The following is a 19,925-nucleotide window of genomic DNA, read 5'->3' as shown; positions in this document are numbered from 1 at the left end:
GGCTTTTTATAATATATATTCTTGAAAATTCCACATCAAGTGTGGAAAGACAAATTATCCTAAAGAAACACGCTTAAAAGCAGTTACTTCAACATTTTTAGATGCAACATAAGCTGCAACTGTTTGCTTTTCGTCTTTAATAAATTTTTGGTCAAGTAAACATTGTTCTTGATCTAAAGTTGTGTTATCACTAATAAAACGATCCATTTTACCTGGTAAGATATTTCCCCAGATTTTTTCTGGTTTACCTTCTGCAGCCAATTGAGCTTTAGCATCTTCTTCTGCTTTAGCCATAACTTCAGGAGTTAATTGAGCCATAGAAATATATTGAGGTACGTTTTTAAGTGTTTTACCTAAACGGCCTAATTCAATATTATCTTTTTCTATAACTGCAATTCTTGCTTCAGTTTCGTTTGCTACATAAGAAGCATCAAAACCTTTGTAAGATAAAGAAGTTGCTCCCATAGAAGCGACTTGCATTGCTACATCTTTAGCTACTGATTCTTCTGCTTGAGATAAACCAACTAATGCACCAATTTTATTAATATGAACGTAAGTACCAACGTAAGGAGCTTCTAATCTCTCGAATGCATTGATTTCTAATTTCTCACCTACAACACCAGTTTGTTCAACTAATTTTTCGGCAACTGTCATACCACCAAAGTCTGCAGCTAAGAAATCTTCTTTGTTATCAAAGTTGATAGCGATATCTGCAAATTGTCCAGCTAATGCTAAGAAAGATTCGTTTTTACCAACGAAATCTGTTTCACATCCTAATACAATAGCAACACCAACAGTATTGTCTGCATTAATTCTTGTAACAGCAGCACCTTCAGAAGAATCTCTGTCAGCTCTCTTTTCTGCAACTTTTTGACCTTTTTTACGTAATACGTTGATTGCTTCATCAAAATCACCTTTAGCTTCCACTAAGGCTTTTTTACAATCCATCATACCTGCACCAGTAGCTTTTCTTAATTTGTTTACTTCTGCTGCTGAAATTTTTACATCACTCATAGTAAATATAATTTAAAAAAGTCGTTTAATTAATTTCTGTTAGGAAAGAACTAAACGACTTTATTTGTAATAATTTTATTGTTTTATTCTTCTTCTTCGTTAGCTGCTGCTTTTTCAGTTTTAGCTGGAGCCGCTTTTTCAACTTTAGCTTCAGTTTTACCTTCTGCTTTAGCATCTTTTTCAGCTTTACGCGCATTTAATCCACCAGTGATAGCTTCAGTAACATGCGTTAAAATTTTATCGATCGATTTAGAAGCATCATCATTTGATGGTATAACGTAATCTACTTGACGTGGATCAGAGTTAGTATCTACCATTGCAAAAATAGGAATGTTTAATTTCTGTGCTTCTTTAATCGCGATATGCTCACGTTTAATATCTACAACAAACAAAGCTGCTGGAAGACGAGTCATGTCAACAATAGAACCTAAATTCTTTTCTAACTTAGCTCTTAAACGGTCAACTTGTAAACGTTCTTTTTTAGATAAAGTTAAAAATGTTCCATCTTTCTTCATTCTATCAATAGTAGCCATCTTCTTGATTGCTTTTCTAATAGTAATAAAGTTAGTTAACATTCCACCAGGCCATCTTTCTGTGATAAAAGGCATGTTAATACCTCCCGCTTTTTCAGCGACGATGTCTTTTGCTTGTTTTTTTGTAGCTACAAATAAGATTTTACGACCAGAGGCTGCGATTTTCGCTAAAGCTTCTCCAGCTTCGTCCATCTTAGCTGCTGTTTTATATAAATTGATAATATGGATACCGTTACGTTCCATATATACGTAAGGAGCCATGTTTGGATCCCACTTACGTGTAAGGTGACCGAAGTGTACACCTGCTTCAAGTAATTCTTTTACTTCTACTGCCATTTTGTAATAGTTTACGTTCTGTTGAATTAGCAATAATTAAGTGGTCATTTATTAAAATTCGCCTTAATTATTTAGATGCTAGACTAAATCCTGTGCTTTAGTTTTAAAGACACTAGGACAACAATAACTGTTTTATTTTTTTGTGATTTCAACACTATTGAAAAAGTGAAAAACAAATTTCCAATACTGTTGAAGGATAATATTAACGTTTCGAGAATTGGAATTTCTTACGGGCTTTCTTCTGTCCGAATTTCTTACGTTCCACCATTCTTGGGTCTCTAGTTAATAAACCTTCTGGCTTTAATACTAATCTATGTTCAGCATCTATTTCGCACATTGCACGAGAGATTGCTAAACGGATAGCTTCAGCTTGACCAGTGATACCACCACCAAATACATTTACATTAATGTCAAAAGTCTCCTCGTTGTTAGTTAATACTAACGGTTGGTTTACTTTGTACTGTAACGTTGCTGTATCGAAGTAGTCTTTAATGTCTTTTTTGTTAATCGTGATGTTTCCTTTACCTTCTTTTAGGTAAACACGAGCAACTGCCGTTTTACGACGACCAATTTTGTGTAATACTTCCATTACTTGAATTCGTTTAAGTTAATTACTGTAGGCTTTTGCGCTTCGTGAGCGTGCTTAGTTCCTGTAACAACAGTTAAATTTCTGAAAAGTGCTGCTCCTAATTTGTTTTTAGGTAACATTCCTTTTACAGATTTCTCTACTAATCTTGACGGATCTTTTCCGAACAATTCAGTAGCAGTTAAACTTCTTTGACCACCTGGGTAACCTGTGTGACGAATGTACGATTTGTCATTCCACTTGTTTCCAGTTAAGATGATTTTTTCTGCATTGATAACGATTACGTTATCTCCACAATCAACGTGAGGTGTGAAGCTTGGCTTGTGCTTACCTCTTAAAAGTCTTGCGACTTGAGAGCACATACGCCCTAAAGTTTGACCATCAGCATCAATTAAAACCCACTGCTTATCGACAGTAGCTTTATTGGCTGAAATGGTTTTGTAGCTTATTGTATCCACAATTTTTAAATTTTATAATTAAACATTCCTCTCTTAAAAAGAGTTTGCAAATTTACGACAATCTTATTGATTACCAAATAGTATGGCGTATTTTATTTGATAACTTTGTTCATATGTTTTGCAGCTTTGTTAATTACCTTCTCATTTTTGAAAACCAACTGTTTATAACTGCATCGTATTGTTTATTTCTTAGTTAAAAGATAAAACAGCATACTATAATAGGACAATTGTTTTTTATTTATATAAAAAGATACCTCATAATTTTAAGCTAAAGCCTTTTATAATAATAGATAAGAGTCATTTTTTGTCTATTTTTGCAGCGTTATGCAAGAATTAAAACTTTCAGATTGGTTACCTACCACTAATAAAGAGGTGAAAATACGCGGATGGGAAGCACTAGATGTTATCCTGTTTAGTGGTGATGCTTATGTAGATCACCCAACGTTTGGTCCAGCAGTTATTGGACGTATGTTAGAAAGTTTTGGCTTGCGTGTTGCAATTGTTCCACAACCTAACGTTAAAGACAATCTTCAGGATTTTGTGAAAATGGGTAAACCAAAATTGTTTTTTGGTGTTACTGGTGGTTGTATGGATCCTATGATTAGCAACTATAATGCTAATAAAAAGAAAAGAGATAAAGATGCCTATACTCCAAATGGAGACATTGGCTTTAGACCAGATTATGCCACTTCTGTATATTCTAAGATATTAAAAGAGAAATGGCCAGATACTCCTGTTTTAATTGGTGGTATTGAAGCATCGTTACGTCGTGTAACACATTACGATTTTTGGAGCGATAAATTAATGCCTTCTATTTTAGAAACTTCTAAAGCAGATATGCTAGTTTACGGTATGGGTGAGCAACCTTTACGAGAAGTTGTACGTTTATTAGAAAGAGGAGTGCCTTTTAGTAGCATAAATACAGTATTACAAACGGCTGTTCTATTAGATAAAGACGAAGCAATACCTAAAAATGCAAATTGGGAAGATGTAGAAATTGTATCGCATGAAGTATGTTTAAAGGATAAGAAGAAATACGCTTCTAACTTTAAAGTAATCGAGCAGGAGTCTAATAAATTGGCAGCAAGACGTATTTTTCAGAAAGTAGGTGATAAAACCTTGATGATAAATCCGCCTTATCCAACGATGACGGAAGCCGAAATTGATGCCTCTTTCGATTTACCATATACACGTTTACCACATCCAAAATATAATAAAAGAGGACCAATTCCTGCGTTCGAAATGATAAAGTTCTCCATTAACATCCATAGAGGTTGTTTTGGTGGTTGTAGCTTTTGTACCATTTCGGCACATCAAGGAAAGTTTATTGCCTCTCGTAGTCAAGAATCTATTTTAAAAGAAGTAGATACTGTGGCTAATATGCCAGATTTTAAAGGCTATTTGTCTGATATTGGTGGACCAAGTGCCAACATGTACCAAATGAAAGGTAAAGTACAATCTATTTGCGACAAGTGTGTGGCACCTTCTTGTATTTCACCAGTAATCTGTAGTAATTTAGATACGTCACATAAGCCATTAACCGAATTGTATCAAGCGGTAGATAAGCATCCAAAGGTTAAAAAATCGTTTATAGGTTCAGGTATTAGGCATGATATGTTAGTGCCAGAATTTAATAAAAATGCAGATCCAAAAGAATTAGATGCTTATACTGAAGAAGTAATGACTAAGCACGTTTCTGGTAGACTAAAAGTAGCACCAGAACATACTAGTGATCCTGTTTTAAAACTAATGCGTAAGCCATCGTTTAAATACTTCCATAAGTTTAAAGAACGTTTCGATAAAATTAATGTCGCTAAGAAATTAAAGCTTCAATTAATACCATACTTTATATCTAATCATCCTGCATGTGAGGTTGAAGATATGGCCAACCTAGCTGCCGAGACTAAAGATCTTGGTTTCCAGTTAGAGCAAGTACAAGGTTTTACACCAACACCAATGACGGTGGCGACTGTAATTTATTATAGTGGTTACCATCCTTACACGCTTAAAAAAGTAAATACACCAATTTCGCAAAAAGAGAAAGACGAGCAACATCGTTTTTTCTTCTGGTATAAAGACGAAAATAAAGCGTGGATAAAAAAGACGTTAAACAAATTAGGTCGTGAAGATTTACTAAAAGTACTACTTCCGGATAAAGACGATAAATGGCGTAAAAACAAACCTAAAGGTGATGCTAAAAACACCTTTAATGATGCTGTGCCTAATGTTCCTTTTAATCAAAGGAAGAATAAGGCTAAGTTTAAGTCTAAAAATAAGAGACGTTAGTCTCTACATTTCAACAAAATAATTTAATAGTACGTCTTGCTAATATCATTATTACGCAATTCAATTTAACGCATACATACCTATGATTTCTGATATAATTATAAACAAACCAGCACCTTTTTTACCAGAACAGCCTTTAGTGCAGTTTAATCGCTCTATAAACCTTAATCGTACGATTAAAGGATTAGAAGCTGGTAAGCCTGTAATGATAACAGAATTTTACAGTAATGGTCTAGACTTGCTTAAAGCGTTACATAAGCATCTGCAAGGTAAGTATCCTAACGAGACTTTCCAGGAGCAGCGCGATTACCGTTTGGCTTATAAAGAACTGGCGAAGCTTATTTATATAAAAATTGTAGATCATAAATTAACGGTTAAAAAAGCACCAGCTATTGGTTGGTTAGAAGAATTATATCCAGAGGATACTAATTTTTTATTACCATTTACTAAAGTGCAAGGTCTTAATAGTGCTTGGCAATGGCATAAAAACGGCATTATTTTACCTGTGTTAAGAAATAAAATTCATCCGTATTACGGTGTGTATTTTCCAACACGTTTCGATCATTTAATACTGTTCGATAATTGGTTAAAAAGATATGAAGGTCCTAAAAAGTCTGCAATAGATGTTGGTATCGGTAGTGGTGTGTTATCATTTCAAATGGTAAAACATGGTTTCCAGAAAGTGTTTGGTACAGATACTAACCCAAATGCTATTGTTGGTTTAACCAAATCTATGGGAGAAACAAAAATGTCTCGTAAAATAGAACTTGATTTTGCACCTCTTTTTGGTAAGTTTGAAAAGCAAACCGAATTAATTGTTTTTAATCCGCCTTGGTTACCTGCGTCTCACGATTTAGATAAAAACGACGAAGCTATTTATTATAACGATACTTTGTTTCCTGAGTTTTTTGCGGAAGCTAAAAAACGATTATTACCAGAAGGAAAGCTTGTTGTTATATTTTCTAATATTGCTGAAATTACCGATGTTGAAAGTGAACATCCTATTAAAAAGGAATTGGCTGAAGGTGGCCGTTTTAAATTAGAAAACTGCTTAACACGTAAAGTAAAACTGGCTTCAGATAAAACAAAGCGCGATCAAAATTGGCGTGCTGAAGAAGAAGTGGAGCTTTGGGAATTGGTTAATGCTTAAACCTAAGGTTGCTCATTTTTTACTAAGCACAGGCTAGTGCTAAAAAAATAAAGTAGCGGAGACTTTTAGTTTTTTATGTAGATAATTTTGATTAAATTTTAATTCAATATTTTTAATACTATGAAAAAACGACTTCAAATAATTAATGCTTTTGCTTTTGTTTGTGTTATTGTAATGAACTATTTATCCAACACAGGTTTATTAAATAACACCACTATTGGTGAAGTGTCTAAAGATTATAATACTTTATTTACACCAGCAGGTTATGCGTTTTCTATTTGGGGAATCATATATTTAATGGTTTTAGGATTTGTTATTTACCAAGGACGTAGCCTTTTTGTAAACGTAAGAGACGATGCTTTTGTGCTTAAAACAGGTTGGTGGTTTTTACTGTCTTGTATTGCTAATATATTATGGATTGTAACCTGGATTTATGGTTACACGCTGTTGTCTTCTGTTTTTATTTTTATACTACTAGTCTCGTTAATACAAATAGTGCTTAAAAACAGCATGGAATTGGTAGACGAACCCATTTCTGTGATTCTTTTTTTATGGTGGCCTTTTGTAATTTATAGTGGTTGGGTTACGGTAGCAAGTATTGCAAACGTCTCTGCAGTTTTAGTAAAATACAATTGGGATGGTTTCGGTCTGTCTCCAACCGTTTGGACTATTTTACTTATTGGTATCGCAATGGTAATAAACTTAATGATTACTTGGACACGTAACATGCGCGAATTTGCTCTTGTTGGTGCTTGGGCTTTAATTGCTATTTACGTAGCTAATACTGATGTTAATACTACTGTAGCGTATACCGCTGCAATTGGTGCTGCTATTTTAATAATTAGCAGTTTTACACATGCTTTTAAAAACCGAAAAACGAATCCTGCTATTAAGTGTGTGGAGTATTTTAGGGGAGAGTAGTTTGTTGAAGTTGATTTTTCTATTCTCTGCTATAAAATTTTAGAATAAAAAATAAATCAAAAGACTTCAAATAATTCAAAAATAATTTCATAAATTTGTAACCAATACATAAGGTTGCATAATATGGTTATTAAAAATTACTATTCTATTTCTGAAGCTGCTGAATTATTAGGTAAAACTACTGACACTCTAAGAAGATGGGATAAAAACGGTACACTTGAGGCTTTAAGAGAACCCATAAGCAAGTATCGAATATACAAAAAAGAGGATATCAATAATTTGATAAAACCATTATTTGATAATCTTGAAGAAGTCATTGATAATTCTGAAAAACCGATTAAAGAATTTAAAGTTTTAGAGCTATTTGCGGGAGCTGGAGGTTTAGCGATTGGTCTTGAAAAAGCAGGAATAAAATGTGCTGCTTTAAACGAAATTGATAAATGGGCTTGTCAAACTTTAAGAGAAAATAGGCCAAATTGGAACGTTTTAGAAGGAGATATTAAATCTTTTAGTTTTGAAGAATTTAAAGGAGAGGTTGATATTGTTACAGGCGGTTTTCCTTGTCAGGCCTTTAGTTATGCAGGGAAAAAATTAGGTTTAGAAGATGCAAGAGGAACTTTGTTTTATGAATTTGCTCGTGCTGTAAAAGAAGTCAATCCTCCAATTTGTATTGGCGAAAATGTAAAAGGCTTGCGTTCTCACGAAAAAGGTGAAACGCTTAAAGGAATGCTATCAATTCTTGACGAGATTGGTTATAACGTTGTTCCTGTTGAGGTTTTAAAAGCTATTAACTACAAAGTACCACAAAAGCGCGAACGTATAATTTTGGTTGGTATTAGAAAAGATATTGATATTAAATATGAATATCCAAAACCGTATCAAACTATCTATAATTTATCTGATGCATTAAAGAAAGGAAAGCTTTATAATTCTGATGTTCCAAAATCTGAAGGTTCAAAATATCCTGAACATAAAAAAGTAGTTTTAGATTTAGTGCCACCAAAAGGCTATTGGAGAGATTTACCATTAGACTTACAAAAGGAATATATGGGAAAAAGCTTTTATTTAGGTGGAGGAAAAACGGGAATGGCTAGACGTATTGGTTGGGATGAACCTAGTTTAACTTTAACGTGTAGTCCTGCTCAAAAGCAAACTGAAAGATGCCATCCAGATGAAACAAGGCCTTTTACTGTTCGTGAGTATGCTCGAATTCAAACCTTTCCAGACGACTGGAAATTTATTGGTTCTGTTTCACAGCAATACAAGCAAATAGGAAATGCTGTGCCTTGTAATTTGGGTACAGAAATAGGGTATTCTATTATTAAGTTTTTAAATGATTATCATTCGAGCTTATCAAAACCTAAATAATGATTGTAGTTTTCGAAAGTGATTTCGTCTAAAATTGACCTTTTTGACTTGTTTGAACTATTTGTAATTTCTTCAAGAGCTGAGGTTGATTCAACATCTTTGCTGTCTTTCATTTTTATAAAATCTGAAATTGCTTTAGGAAGTACTTTGTATAATTCGAAAAAAGCATTTTCTCTTCCGCTTAATAATTTATAAAATTGGTCACCTGAAATCATATTTACTCGACTATGACTGTATTCTTTTCCATTTATAATTCCACTCCATTTTTTTATAAAGCACTTTTTGGCTAAGACTTGTACTAAATAACATTCGGCTTGTTTATTATCATCAGCAAAACGTGCGAGTTTTTGGAATGCTGCTTCTGCTGAAGAGCTACTCATTGTATTGTGTTTGTTCTTGATTTCAGCAAATAGAGTATCGTCTTTGGCTTTTACGTCGTATCCACTAAGTTTACCAATTTCAAAGCCTTTAATTCCTCCTAAAATTTCTTCGTGAAATGTTCCGATAAAATTATTAATAGATTTATCTATTTGACGACTAATTTCTGTTTTAATGAGTGTTTCTTCATCTAACTCGTTAAATTTAGAATCAAAAGTCATTTTAATGGTATCAACTTTATTTTTGTAAAACTTTTTCGTGTCTACTCCAGACTTAGCTGAGATATAAGAATTGTTGAGGTTTTCAATACATTTTAAAAGATGTTCGTCTGAAATGTATTTTAAATATTTATTAGCCATGGTTGTATTATTCTAATAGCAAGTTAATAAAACTAAAATATCTTTTTTGAGTATATGAAAATAAATTTTTTATTACTTTTAAAAAAACGAATTTTATGTCAAAATTTTTACCAAATCTACCAATAGAAAATTTAACATCTGAAAATGATTATCTTGGAATCATAGATAAAGGAGAGATAATTAAAACTTTTTTACATAGTAATAAATATCAATTCTGAGAAATTAAAATGTATTCTCTTTATGGAGAATGGGGAAGTGGGAAAAGTACTCTAATGAAATATCTTGAAAAAGAATTAAAAGGAGATTTTAACACGTTCTTTTTTGAAGCATGGGAATTCTAAAGTGATTCAAACTTATCATTATCATTGTTAGAATATGTAATGAAGAAGAGTCAAGATTCAACAGAAGAAGCTTTTGGAGAAATAATTAAAATTGCATCAATGTTATTTAGAGGTTTTTCTCGTTCTGTTAGAATTTCTATGCCTGGATTAAGTATAGATGGCAATAAGATTGTTGAATCTTTGGAAGATGAACCAGATGCTACCTTTTTAGAACTAAAAAATAGTTTCAAGACTGAATTTATTAGATGGGAAGATAATAAAACACCGAGTAAACAAAAAAGCTTTAATATTGTATTTATTGACGATTTAGATAGATGTGAGCCTGAGAACGTTCTTAATTTATTGTCAGCATTAAAATTATTTTTCACCTATGGTAAAAAAACTATTTTCTTTTGTGGTATTGATAAAAAGGCAGTAAAAGAAGCTGTAAAAACCAAATACGGTGAAGTTGTAAAGGCAAACGAGTATTTAGAAAAGATTTTTGATATTTCTTTTACAATGCCTGAGTATAAGAATATATTAAAACTAGTTGATCAATATTTTGATAAAAGAGAAGACGATGCTATCAAAGGTAGTATTAGTGAAAATATTTCATTTTTTTTTGAAGCTATTAAATTTACTAACCCAAGAAGAGTAAAAAAAGTTTTAAACAAGCTTCAGTTATTAAGGAGCGTTATAAATAATAACTTGAATCATGGAGGAAATAAAAATATCACTAATATTTATTCTGATAAAACGGGTAATTATTTGGAGACTATTCTTACAATTTATCTTATTATACTCCATGAATTTCATCCAACTTCTTATGAAAAAGTTTTTGACATTAAAGCCAAAGAAATGCTCTTGTTAAGAGCTGTTAAAGGCGTAACTGGTAGTGCTCACTATAAAGTAAAGATTGAAGGTCTTATGAAAAAAGATATTGTCAATAAACCTCTAAATTCTTTATCATTGGATAGAGGTCAACTAGAGGATTTAATTTTTGTTTTTGCTCCTGATAATATTGAATTATTTAATACTCCTTCATTTAATATGGGGCATTATCTTGGACATAAATTAAAAAAAGAAACTATTGAATCAAGATTTTTGGATTATTTAATTAATAATCCAAGAATAGTTTCTAATTCAAATGAATTCTCTGAAATTTCATTTATTGAGATGAAGGAAATGGTGAAATTGTTCCTCTAATGCGCCTCCAACCAATTCAACCCAACATCCATCTCGACATCCAACGGAACTTCCATTACAAAAGCACTCTCCATTTCTGTTTTAATCAATGTTTTCATGTCTTCAAGTTCAGGTTTAAAAACATCAAAAACCAATTCATCATGCACTTGCAGTAGCATTTTAGTTTTATAATTACCAGCTTCTAGTTTGTTATAGATGTTAATCATGGCAATTTTAATAATATCTGCAGCAGAACCTTGTATAGGTGCATTTACAGCATTACGCTCTGCAGCACCACGCACAATAGCGTTGGCAGAATTAATATCTTTAAGATAACGCCTTCTATCTAAAACCGTTTTTACATAACCATTATCGCGTGCAAAATCGACTTGTTCGCTCATGTATTGTTTCAGTTTTGGGTAAGTTTCGTAATAGGTATCAATAAGCTCTTTGGCTTCACCACGCGATAAATCGGTTTGGTTACTTAATCCAAAAGCAGACACACCATACACAATCCCGAAGTTTACGGTTTTGGCATTACTACGTTGCTCACGAGTAACTTCGTCTAAAGGCACATTAAATACTTTAGCAGCGGTAGAAGCATGAATATCTTCTCCGTTTTTAAAGGCTTCAATCATGGTTTCCTCTTCGCTTAAAGCAGCAATAATACGCAGTTCTATTTGGCTATAATCGGCAGCTAGTAAAGTGTACTCCTCACTACGTGGAATAAAGGCTTTACGCACTTGACGACCACGTTCGGTACGAATAGGAATGTTTTGCAAGTTAGGATTGTTACTACTTAAACGACCTGTAGCCGCAACGGTTTGCATATAATCTGTGTGCACACGACCTGTAGAAGGTTCCACTTGTAATGGTAAAGCATCCACATACGTGCTTTTTAGTTTTGCTAAACCACGATATTCTAAAATATCTCTAATAATTTCGTGCTCTTTTGCTAAAGCAGATAAAATATCTTCTCCAGTTTTATATTGTCCGGTTTTGGTCTTTTTAGGTTTGTCTACAAGCTTTAGTTTTTCGAAAAGGATGATTCCTAATTGTTTTGGTGACGCGATATTAAATTCTTTGCCGGCAACCTCGTAAATTTTGGCAACTAAAGTGTCGATGTCTTTGTTTAGGTCTTCCGCTAACCCATTTAAAAAAGGTACATCTAAATTAATACCTTCAAGTTCCATAGCCGCTAGGACGCGTACTAAAGGTACTTCGATATCTGTAAACAGTTTTTTAGTATTGGCTTCGCCTAATTCTTTTTCAAAATGCTCTTTTAGTTGTAATGTAATGTCCGAATCTTCAACCGCATATTCGGTTTGTTTGTCTAACGGAACATCTCGCATCGACAATTGATTCTTTCCTTTTTTACCAATTAAGTCCACAATAGGAACTGGTGTGTAGTTTAGGTACGTTTCTGCCAAGATATCCATATTATGGCGCATGTCTGGATTTATTAAATAATGCGCTAACATGGTATCGAACAACTTTCCTTTTACTTGCACGTTATATTTTGCTAATACTTTAATATCGTATTTTAAATTCTGACCAATTTTCTGAATGTTTTCGGCTTCGAAAAAACATCGTAATGTTTCGATAATAGCCTGTGCTTCTTCTTTGTCTTCTGGAAAAGGTAAATAGAAACCTTTACCAACTTCCCATGAAAAGGCGATACCAACCAACTCTGCAGTTAACGGATTTAAACCTGTAGTTTCCGTATCGAAACACACAGCCGTTTGGTTCATTAAATTTTTAATAAACAGTTTGGTTCCCATGCCTGGTGCTACACTTTGGTAGAAGTGAGCGTAGGTTGCAATGGTTTTTCTTGCCGAAGCGTTTTCTGTTGTCGCTTCCGCGGAAGGACTCTCGCCTCCAAACAAATTAAATTGTCCTGCGCCAGCACTTTCGGCTTCTTTAGGTGTTACTTTTATTTCTTTTTTAACTGAAGTGTCTGCTGTTGCAGTTGCAGGAGCACCAGAGGTAAATGTTTTATTAAAATTATCGATGAGTCTTCTAAACTCTAATTCTTGAAAAATTTCTGTCACTTTTGGAATATCTGGTTCAGACATTTCAAAATTTTTGGCATCAAAAGTCACCGGAACATCTAGCATAATAGTGGCTAGTTTTTTAGATAGTAAACCCAATTCTTGATTGGCTTCTATTTTTTCTTTCATTTTACCTTTAAGCTCATGCGTATTGGCAAAAAGATTTTCCATGGTGCCATAAGCGGCTAAAAACTTCTTGGCTGTTTTTTCGCCAACGCCTGGTAATCCTGGAATATTATCACTGGCATCACCCATCATGCCTAAAAAGTCGATAACTTGTAAAGGATCGGTAACTGCAAATTTCTTTTGTACTTCTGGTATGCCCCAAGTTTCGTAGCCTCCACCAAACATTGGTCTGTACATAAATATGTTTTCGCTTACTAACTGCGCAAAATCTTTATCTGGTGTTACCATAAACGTTTGGTAACCTTCTTTCTCTGCTTGTTTCGCTAAGGTTCCAATAATATCATCGGCTTCGTAACCTGCTTTTACTACAATAGGAATATGCATGGCTTTTAAAATATCCATGATATAAGGAATGGCTGTTTTAATGCCTTCGGGTGTTTCGTCTCTATTGGCTTTGTAAGCTTCGAATAGCTCTACGCGGTCTGCACTTCCGCCTTTATCGAAACAAACGGCTAAATGGTCTGGTCTTTCACGTTTAATAACGTCTAATAATGAGTTCATAAAACCCATAATTGCTGAGGTATCTTCTCCTTTAGAGTTTATTCTCGGATTTTTTATAAAGGCATAGTAGCCACGGAAAATTAATGCGAAAGCATCAACTAAAAACACACGTTTATTATCTGACATAATTGGAATTTTGATAGAATACCAAAACTACAAAACTTAACGCAGGTTTAGTTGTTTTTTTATTAACATGACGTCTAAATGAAACAAGCATTTTGTTTTACTAATGGCTTTTTAATTAAATAGGATTATTAGTATATAATTTATTTAGGTCTACTGTAATTCATGCTAAATACAGATCTGTTATTATTCTTGTTTTAAAAAGAAGAAATAGGTGTTTGTTGTTTAGGACATTTAGGCTTCTTAATTTTAGTGTTTTGCTCTTAAACTAAACGTTTAACAAATTAGTAAGATAACTCGGTTTTACAATTAATATATTTACACCAAAAATTGATTTTATGTTGCGTTGGATTATTCTTGTTTTAATTATACTGGTATTAGATTTCTATGCTTTTCAGGCTGTTAGAACACTTACCAAAAATTACATGTTTTATATTGTTTATTGGTTTGCGAGTGCTTGTGTTATAGGCAATTTTGTTTATCGTTATTCTAATTTTGTACGTGGAGAAAGCTTTACGCATGAGCATGGTTATGCAGTCGCTTTTTTGTTTATGCTTTTTATACCAAAACTGATTTTGATACTCTTTATGTTTGGTGAGGATATTGTGAGAGGCGCTTTAAGTTTAGTTAATAAAGTGTATAAATCTAGCCCAGAAGACATTGCGTATTCTACAAGTAGACGTGGTTTTGTTTCTAAAATAGCATTAGGCTTGGCGGCAATTCCTTTTACCTCAATTATTTACGGTGTTTTTAAAGGAAAGTATAATTACAAAGTAATAAAACATGCGCTTTATTTTGAAGATTTGCCAGCCGCTTTCGATGGCTATACTATTACGCAAATTAGTGATGTGCACTCAGGAAGCCTAGAGAGTAAAGAGAAGATTTCTTATGGAATAGACTTAATTAACGAGCAAGAGAGTGATGCTATTCTGTTTACTGGAGATTTAGTGAATACTAAGGCAGAAGAAATGAATAGTTGGATTGATACCTTTAAACAGTTAAAAGCTAAAGATGGAAAGTTTGCTGTCATGGGAAATCATGATTACGGTTATTATGCTTATGGAAGTGATGAGGACTCAAATAAAGAAAATCAGCGTCAATTAGAAGAAGTGCACCGTAAATTAGGTTTCGATTTAATAATGAATGACAACCGAAGAATAGAGCGAAATGGACAGGCTATTAATATTCTTGGTGTTGAGAATTGGGGAGCATCGAAACATTTTCCAAAGCGAGGAAGCTTAAAAGAGGCAACCAAGACTATTGGAGAGAATGATTTTAATGTTTTAATGTCTCATGATCCTTCTCATTTTGATTATACCGAAATGGAGCTTAATAAAACCGACCTAAATAAACACGATATCATAACAGATGAAACCAATATTGTTGACTTCGAAAAGCATATTCATTTAACTTTAGCAGGACATACACATGGAATGCAATTTGGTATCGAAGTGCCATCTTTAGGTATTAAATGGAGTCCTGTTAAGTATCGCTATCCTAAATGGGCAGGAATGTACGAAGTTGCAGGTAAGTTTTTACATGTAAACAGAGGTTTTGGATATTTAGCGTTTCCAGGACGTATAGGTATTTGGCCCGAAATTACTGTGATTACACTTAAAAAGGGCACGAAAGTTGCTTAGATTTAAGTTATAAAAAAAGAGGTAAATCTATAAGTTGTTAAAATATTGTAGATTTACATTAACGATGTTAAACTAATACTTTAAATAATGTCAAAATTTGGAGAATTAATCGATGTAAAAATTCCAGTTTTACTGGATTTCTTTACAGAGTGGAATGAACAATCAACAGCTATGCATCCGGTACTTCGTGATGTTGCAGCTGCACTTGGTGATAAAGCTAGAGTGATTAAGATTGATGTAGATAAAAATAAAGAGTTATCTGATGCTTTACGCGTAAAAAACTTACCAACTTTAATTATTTATAAAGATGGCGAGATGAAATGGAGGCAAAGTGGTGAGCAGGATGCAAACACACTAATAGCTTTAATTAAAGACTTTGTTTAAGCGCTAATAGCTTTAAAAATATAACCTTTTTTGCTAAAATGCTCTAATACCTTTGGCAATGCATACATCATGTTTCTTGATGCTTTGATGCTATCATGAAACACTATTATGTTGTTTTTTGCAGATGCTTTGTTAATTACATTTTTTAAACATTGCTCTTTAGATATTTTTTGTTCCCAATCGAAAGCAACAACACTCCACATAATTATTTTATAGCCTAATTTTATAACGGCTTTACCTTGGCTTTTTTTTAATTGCCCGTAAGGTGGTCTAAATAGGCTAAGCTTAATTTTGGTATTAGCTAATTCTTTATTAATTATAGTTTCAGCTTTAATAACATCTTCTATATATGTTTTTGTTGAGGTTTTCCAACCTTTTACATGGTCTTGCGTGTGGTTTCCTATGGTATGCCCATCTTTTAAAACAGCATTAAACAGTTCTGGATGCTTATTAACATTATTACCAATACAAAAAAAAGTAGCTTTAGCATTGTATTGCTTGAGCGTATTTAGTGTCCATTGTGTTATTTCTGGAGTAGGACCATCATCAAAAGTAAGATATAAAACCTTGTCTTTAGACGAAAAATCCCAAACATAGTTTGGGAATATTCGTTTAATAAATTGCGGTATTTTAGCAGGAGTAAATCTCATCTTTATTCTGCAATTTCCGGATCAATAGGCTCTGCAATAGGAATACTACTGTCTCTATTTATATCGCGTTCTTCTCTAAGTTGAGGTGCATCGTTTGGAAATAACCTGCTAAAGAGTTTTTCATAGTTATTAAAATTTAAAAATTCTTTTTCAGCAAAATCCTCGTCATACTTTACTAACACGATTATTAAAGCTCTATAGCGTTCTAAATCTGTAATAATTTGTTGTCCGTTTTTAATTTGGTTATCAAGAGTTAACTCGCTATAATACGTTAAAGTTTCTTGGTATTTAACAGCAACATCTTGATACAATTGTCTTGCCTTTTCTTTAGAGCCTACTTCGTAGTAACCGCTAATGTATGGTTCTAGTAAAGTGTAATAGCCAAACTTATCTACAGGCATATTCTCCATGGCAATATCTGCTATGTTTTCAGCTTTGTCTAGTTTTTCTTCTTGAATAAGTTTTTCCATTAAACGCGCAAGATTACCTCTGTAAGTAATAGAGTTTTTACGTGTCTCTGGATCATGGTAAATGTCATCACTACCACTATTTCCCCAATCCCAAGCTTTAACTTTGTTGTACATAAATTCACTGTCTACTCGTCCCATATCAAAAGGATTAGCACGGTCTGTAGGTGTTTTTATTGGTACCAGCTTGTAAACCATTCCATCAAGTTGTAAGTAGTCTTTCATCCAGATGTAATCGTCTTCACCAAAAGCACCACCTGTAAAGTAGATAGGGCGTTTCCAGTCGTTATTACCAACAATGTCTAGCATTAGTAAACGTTGTTTGTAAATAGCACTTTCTTCAATTTTAATGTCAATATGGTCAACAATAGAAGCAGCGTCTTTTTCTTTTACTATGCCATATTTAATGGCGTTCTCTTTATTAACTGGAATACGAATGTTTTCTACAGGAAAATAATTAGTATTTAATAATTGTGAAGGATATTGTTCTATATCCTCTTCTTGTAGTTGGATTATGCGCTTAAACTTTGTTTTAGGGTTGTCACTTGATACAAAATCTAAAAATTCTTTAATAGAAAGCGTATCACGACTAAACGTAGGTTTAGCTTCTTCCGTTTTAGGGTCTACATAATAGGTGCGTTTCATTATATAATCTCGCGTACCATATTTGTATTGATCGTGTGTTAACTGAGAAGGAATCGGGTCACTTTCGTAAGCTTTACGCTTCATTTGGTCTATATACCAATCAGTTTGGAATAAACTAGTGTTAACTACACGAACGTCTGTTCTATAATTTTCGATTTCTTGAGCATACCAAAGTGCGAATGTATCATTATCTCCAATAGAGAATAGTATTGCATTTTCTCCACAAGAATCTAAGTACTTTTTAGCCATAGATAAAGCGGTGTATTTTCCAGATCTATCGTGGTCGTCCCAATTGTTTACTGCTAAAATTAAAGGTGCAATTAGTAAGCAAATTCCAGTAACGGCTAATGGTAATGCAGAACTTTTTACTTTGTTCTTGAAGAATTCAAAAATACCATACACACTAAATCCTATCCAAATTGCAAATACGTAAAAGGAACCAACTACAGAGTAGTCACGTTCACGAGGTTCAAATGGTCTTACATTGGTGTATACTTGTATTGCAATTCCAGTAAAGAGGAAGAACACTAAGAGTACCCAAAAGGTTTTTTTGTCTTTATTGAATAAGAAAAACAGACCAATAAGCCCTAGTATTAAAGGGAGGAAAAAATAGGTGTTTCTTGCTTTGTTGTTTTTTACATCGCTTGGTAAATTATCCTGAGACTGTCCTAAGTGCCAAGCATCGAATGCGTCGATACCACTTATCCAATTTCCATGATCGTTGTATTCTCCTTGAATATCGTCTTGTCTTCCTGTGAAATTCCACATAAAGTAACGCCAGTACATATAACCTAATTGGTATTGAAACAGGTAAATTGTATTGTCTATAAAAGAAGGTTTTTCAATATTTAAATACTCTTGACCATATTGTTTTAAAAATCTGTGGTAACCTTCGTAGTCAACATTGTTTTTATTAACTTCAGCTCTAAACTGATTAATAAAAGCAATATCTTTTTGTATTCTTGGACTTAAAGCTGTGTTTAGTTTTTCGCCATAAATAGACATGAACTCGTCGTATTCGCGTTCTGTTAATTCATTTTTTTGATATTTTTCTACAAAAGCTTCAATTTTTTTCTGTGTAAAAACATCAACATTAAATTTTTCTTTAATAGTAAAATCTAAAAAGCCAGAAAATAGCATATAATTCTCAGCATTTTCACCACTCCACATTCTTGGTAAAATTGCAGCATGATCGTAGTTGTAGTTTTGCGCTGCGTCTTTATAATCGTTAACGATAACATATTTACCTTGTTCTAAATCTTTTTCATATTTAGGTTTATCATCTGTGTAAGCGTCTTCTTTATTATCATTTAATGTAGCATATTGGTCTGTAAACAATGGTCCATAAAACAAGTGTGTTTTAGGATATTGCTCTAAATTATAATAGGCTAAAAGTTCTCTTGCACTTGAAGGATTGTTTTCATTAATTACTACATCTGCATTAGCACGAATAGGTAACATTAGCCAAGAAGAAAAGCCAATAATTACAAAAGTTATACACAGAATAGCAGTGTTAATATGCCTGTGTCCTTTTTCTCTTGTGTATTTTAAACTAAAATAGATTGCGGCTATTAATAAGACACCAGCGATAATTGAACCAGAGTTAAAAGGCAATCCAATAGTGTTGACAAAGAAAATCTCTAATACACTAAAGAATCTTAGAATATTTGGAGCCAACAATTTGAATACAAATAATAGAACAGCTACTGAAGCAATGTTGGCTATTATAAAGTTTTTAACTGTTACTGTTTTATAGTTTTTAAAGTAATAGATTAATCCTATTGCGGGAATAGTTAATAATCCCATAAAGTGTACACCAAACGATAAGCCAATAATAAAAGCAATAAGTATTAACCAGCGGTTACCTCTAGGGTTGTGCATATCGAAATCCCAGCGTAAAGCGCAGTAAAATAAAATAGCCATTAATAATGTGGCCATGGCATAAACTTCTGTCTCTACGGCATTAAACCAAAACGAATCTGTGAATGCAAACGATAAACTTCCTACTAAAGCACTTCCTAAAATAGCGTAGGCTTTAGAGGTTGTGAACTCTTCAGTTTTAATCATTTTTTGAAGTAATAATGAAATACTCCAAAACATAAACAAAATAGTGAAGGCACTAGAAACAGCACTTAGCATATTAAGCATAAGTCCAATGTTTTCTGGCGACATAGCAAAAGTGGAGAAAAAAGCACCTAACATTTGAAATAAAGGAGCTCCTGGTGGGTGACCAACTTGCAGTTTTGCAGAGGTTAGAATATATTCACCAGCATCCCAATAACTAACGGTTGGTTCTACTGTTAAGCTGTAGGTTATTAAAGCAATTAAAAAAGCGAACCATCCTAAGATATTGTTCCATTTTTTAAAGATTGAAGACGTCATAC

16 protein-coding genes are annotated in these 19,925 nt (G+C 33.2%); 8 read left to right on the top strand and 8 right to left on the bottom strand.

The window, feature by feature from the left end; all coding sequences use genetic code 11:
- Positions 1–54 precede the first annotated feature (54 nt).
- The 4 genes from tsf to rplM all read right to left on the bottom strand — a co-directional run bounded on the left by tsf (position 55) and on the right by rplM (position 2,927).
- Positions 55–1,014: a translation elongation factor Ts gene (tsf, locus tag ASC41_RS07175; RefSeq protein ID WP_055435955.1), complete on the bottom strand. Its 960-nt coding sequence runs from the start codon at positions 1,012–1,014 to the stop codon at positions 55–57.
- Positions 1,015–1,097: 83 nt separating this feature from the next.
- The gene (gene rpsB, locus ASC41_RS07170; protein ID WP_055435954.1) at positions 1,098–1,883 is read right to left on the bottom strand and encodes a 30S ribosomal protein S2; all 786 of its coding nucleotides are present in this window, start codon (positions 1,881–1,883) and stop codon (positions 1,098–1,100) included.
- A gap of 202 nt (positions 1,884–2,085) precedes the next feature.
- On the bottom strand, positions 2,086–2,472 hold the full coding sequence (rpsI, locus tag ASC41_RS07165) for a 30S ribosomal protein S9 (protein ID WP_055435953.1): 387 nt from the start codon (positions 2,470–2,472) through the stop codon (positions 2,086–2,088).
- Entirely contained in the window at positions 2,472–2,927 is a 456-nt protein-coding gene (rplM, locus tag ASC41_RS07160) for a 50S ribosomal protein L13 (RefSeq protein WP_055435952.1), read from the bottom strand. Before rplM ends, rpsI begins: the two co-directional genes overlap by 1 nt.
- Before the next feature lie 324 nt (positions 2,928–3,251).
- On the opposite strand from rplM, the gene ASC41_RS07155 reads away from it, so the two are divergent.
- The 4 genes from ASC41_RS07155 to ASC41_RS07140 all read left to right on the top strand — a co-directional run bounded on the left by ASC41_RS07155 (position 3,252) and on the right by ASC41_RS07140 (position 8,652).
- Complete coding sequence (locus ASC41_RS07155) at positions 3,252–5,213, top strand: YgiQ family radical SAM protein (protein WP_055435951.1); 1,962 nt, start codon at positions 3,252–3,254, stop codon at positions 5,211–5,213.
- An 82-nt stretch (positions 5,214–5,295) separates the two neighbouring features.
- Entirely contained in the window at positions 5,296–6,363 is a 1,068-nt protein-coding gene (locus ASC41_RS07150; RefSeq protein WP_055435950.1) for a methyltransferase, read from the top strand.
- Positions 6,364–6,483: 120 nt separating this feature from the next.
- On the top strand, positions 6,484–7,284 hold the full coding sequence (locus tag ASC41_RS07145; RefSeq protein WP_055435949.1) for a hypothetical protein: 801 nt from the start codon (positions 6,484–6,486) through the stop codon (positions 7,282–7,284).
- A gap of 123 nt (positions 7,285–7,407) precedes the next feature.
- Positions 7,408–8,652 carry a DNA cytosine methyltransferase gene (locus tag ASC41_RS07140; RefSeq protein WP_055435948.1) on the top strand — a complete coding sequence of 415 codons (1,245 nt, stop codon included), beginning with the start codon at positions 7,408–7,410 and terminating at the stop codon, positions 8,650–8,652.
- Here ASC41_RS07140 and ASC41_RS07135 read toward each other — a convergent pair.
- On the bottom strand, positions 8,625–9,389 hold the full coding sequence (locus ASC41_RS07135; protein WP_055435947.1) for an Eco47II family restriction endonuclease: 765 nt from the start codon (positions 9,387–9,389) through the stop codon (positions 8,625–8,627). The two genes, ASC41_RS07140 and ASC41_RS07135, sit on opposite strands and share 28 nt — an antisense overlap.
- Before the next feature lie 227 nt (positions 9,390–9,616).
- Between ASC41_RS07135 and ASC41_RS16785 the strand changes: the two genes are divergently transcribed.
- Both ASC41_RS16785 and ASC41_RS07130 read left to right on the top strand, forming a co-directional pair.
- Complete coding sequence (locus ASC41_RS16785; protein WP_152971434.1) at positions 9,617–9,730, top strand: P-loop NTPase fold protein; 114 nt, start codon at positions 9,617–9,619, stop codon at positions 9,728–9,730.
- Between the two features lie 39 nt (positions 9,731–9,769).
- A complete protein-coding gene (locus tag ASC41_RS07130; protein ID WP_055435946.1) occupies positions 9,770–10,915 on the top strand; it encodes a P-loop NTPase fold protein in 1,146 nt (381 codons plus the stop codon).
- Here ASC41_RS07130 and polA read toward each other — a convergent pair.
- Complete coding sequence (polA, locus tag ASC41_RS07125; protein WP_055435945.1) at positions 10,912–13,758, bottom strand: DNA polymerase I; 2,847 nt, start codon at positions 13,756–13,758, stop codon at positions 10,912–10,914. The genes ASC41_RS07130 and polA overlap by 4 nt on opposite strands.
- Positions 13,759–14,093: 335 nt before the next feature.
- On the opposite strand from polA, the gene ASC41_RS07120 reads away from it, so the two are divergent.
- Together ASC41_RS07120 and ASC41_RS07115 are read left to right on the top strand one after the other, a co-directional pair.
- Positions 14,094–15,395 carry a metallophosphoesterase gene (locus tag ASC41_RS07120; RefSeq protein WP_055435944.1) on the top strand — a complete coding sequence of 434 codons (1,302 nt, stop codon included), beginning with the start codon at positions 14,094–14,096 and terminating at the stop codon, positions 15,393–15,395.
- Between the two features lie 87 nt (positions 15,396–15,482).
- Entirely contained in the window at positions 15,483–15,779 is a 297-nt protein-coding gene (locus ASC41_RS07115) for a thioredoxin family protein (protein WP_055435943.1), read from the top strand.
- Here ASC41_RS07115 and ASC41_RS07110 read toward each other — a convergent pair.
- Complete coding sequence (locus ASC41_RS07110) at positions 15,776–16,429, bottom strand: polysaccharide deacetylase family protein (protein ID WP_055435942.1); 654 nt, start codon at positions 16,427–16,429, stop codon at positions 15,776–15,778. The two genes, ASC41_RS07115 and ASC41_RS07110, sit on opposite strands and share 4 nt — an antisense overlap.
- A 2-nt stretch (positions 16,430–16,431) precedes the next feature.
- Positions 16,432–19,923: a glycosyltransferase family 117 protein gene (locus tag ASC41_RS07105; RefSeq protein ID WP_055435941.1), complete on the bottom strand. Its 3,492-nt coding sequence runs from the start codon at positions 19,921–19,923 to the stop codon at positions 16,432–16,434.
- Positions 19,924–19,925 lie beyond the last annotated feature (2 nt).

Origin of the sequence: Lacinutrix algicola (assembly GCF_001418085.1) — a bacterium.
GTDB lineage: Bacteria > Bacteroidota > Bacteroidia > Flavobacteriales > Flavobacteriaceae > Lacinutrix > Lacinutrix algicola.
The sequence above is the reverse complement of the archived record's forward strand: the minus strand, read 5'-3'. Positions and strand labels throughout refer to the sequence as shown.

Coding starts and splice junctions, on each gene's coding strand:
- tsf (WP_055435955.1), bottom strand. CDS start 1,014: ATGAGTGATGTAAAAATTTCAGCAGCAGAAGTAAACAAATTAAGAAAA.
- rpsB (WP_055435954.1), bottom strand. CDS start 1,883: ATGGCAGTAGAAGTAAAAGAATTACTTGAAGCAGGTGTACACTTCGGT.
- rpsI (WP_055435953.1), bottom strand. CDS start 2,472: ATGGAAGTATTACACAAAATTGGTCGTCGTAAAACGGCAGTTGCTCGT.
- ASC41_RS07155 (WP_055435951.1), top strand. CDS start 3,252: ATGCAAGAATTAAAACTTTCAGATTGGTTACCTACCACTAATAAAGAG.
- ASC41_RS07150 (WP_055435950.1), top strand. CDS start 5,296: ATGATTTCTGATATAATTATAAACAAACCAGCACCTTTTTTACCAGAA.
- ASC41_RS07145 (WP_055435949.1), top strand. CDS start 6,484: ATGAAAAAACGACTTCAAATAATTAATGCTTTTGCTTTTGTTTGTGTT.
- ASC41_RS07140 (WP_055435948.1), top strand. CDS start 7,408: ATGGTTATTAAAAATTACTATTCTATTTCTGAAGCTGCTGAATTATTA.
- ASC41_RS07135 (WP_055435947.1), bottom strand. CDS start 9,389: ATGGCTAATAAATATTTAAAATACATTTCAGACGAACATCTTTTAAAA.
- ASC41_RS16785 (WP_152971434.1), top strand. CDS start 9,617: ATGTATTCTCTTTATGGAGAATGGGGAAGTGGGAAAAGTACTCTAATG.
- ASC41_RS07130 (WP_055435946.1), top strand. CDS start 9,770: ATGAAGAAGAGTCAAGATTCAACAGAAGAAGCTTTTGGAGAAATAATT.
- polA (WP_055435945.1), bottom strand. CDS start 13,758: ATGTCAGATAATAAACGTGTGTTTTTAGTTGATGCTTTCGCATTAATT.
- ASC41_RS07120 (WP_055435944.1), top strand. CDS start 14,094: ATGTTGCGTTGGATTATTCTTGTTTTAATTATACTGGTATTAGATTTC.
- ASC41_RS07115 (WP_055435943.1), top strand. CDS start 15,483: ATGTCAAAATTTGGAGAATTAATCGATGTAAAAATTCCAGTTTTACTG.
- ASC41_RS07110 (WP_055435942.1), bottom strand. CDS start 16,429: ATGAGATTTACTCCTGCTAAAATACCGCAATTTATTAAACGAATATTC.
- ASC41_RS07105 (WP_055435941.1), bottom strand. CDS start 19,923: ATGACGTCTTCAATCTTTAAAAAATGGAACAATATCTTAGGATGGTTC.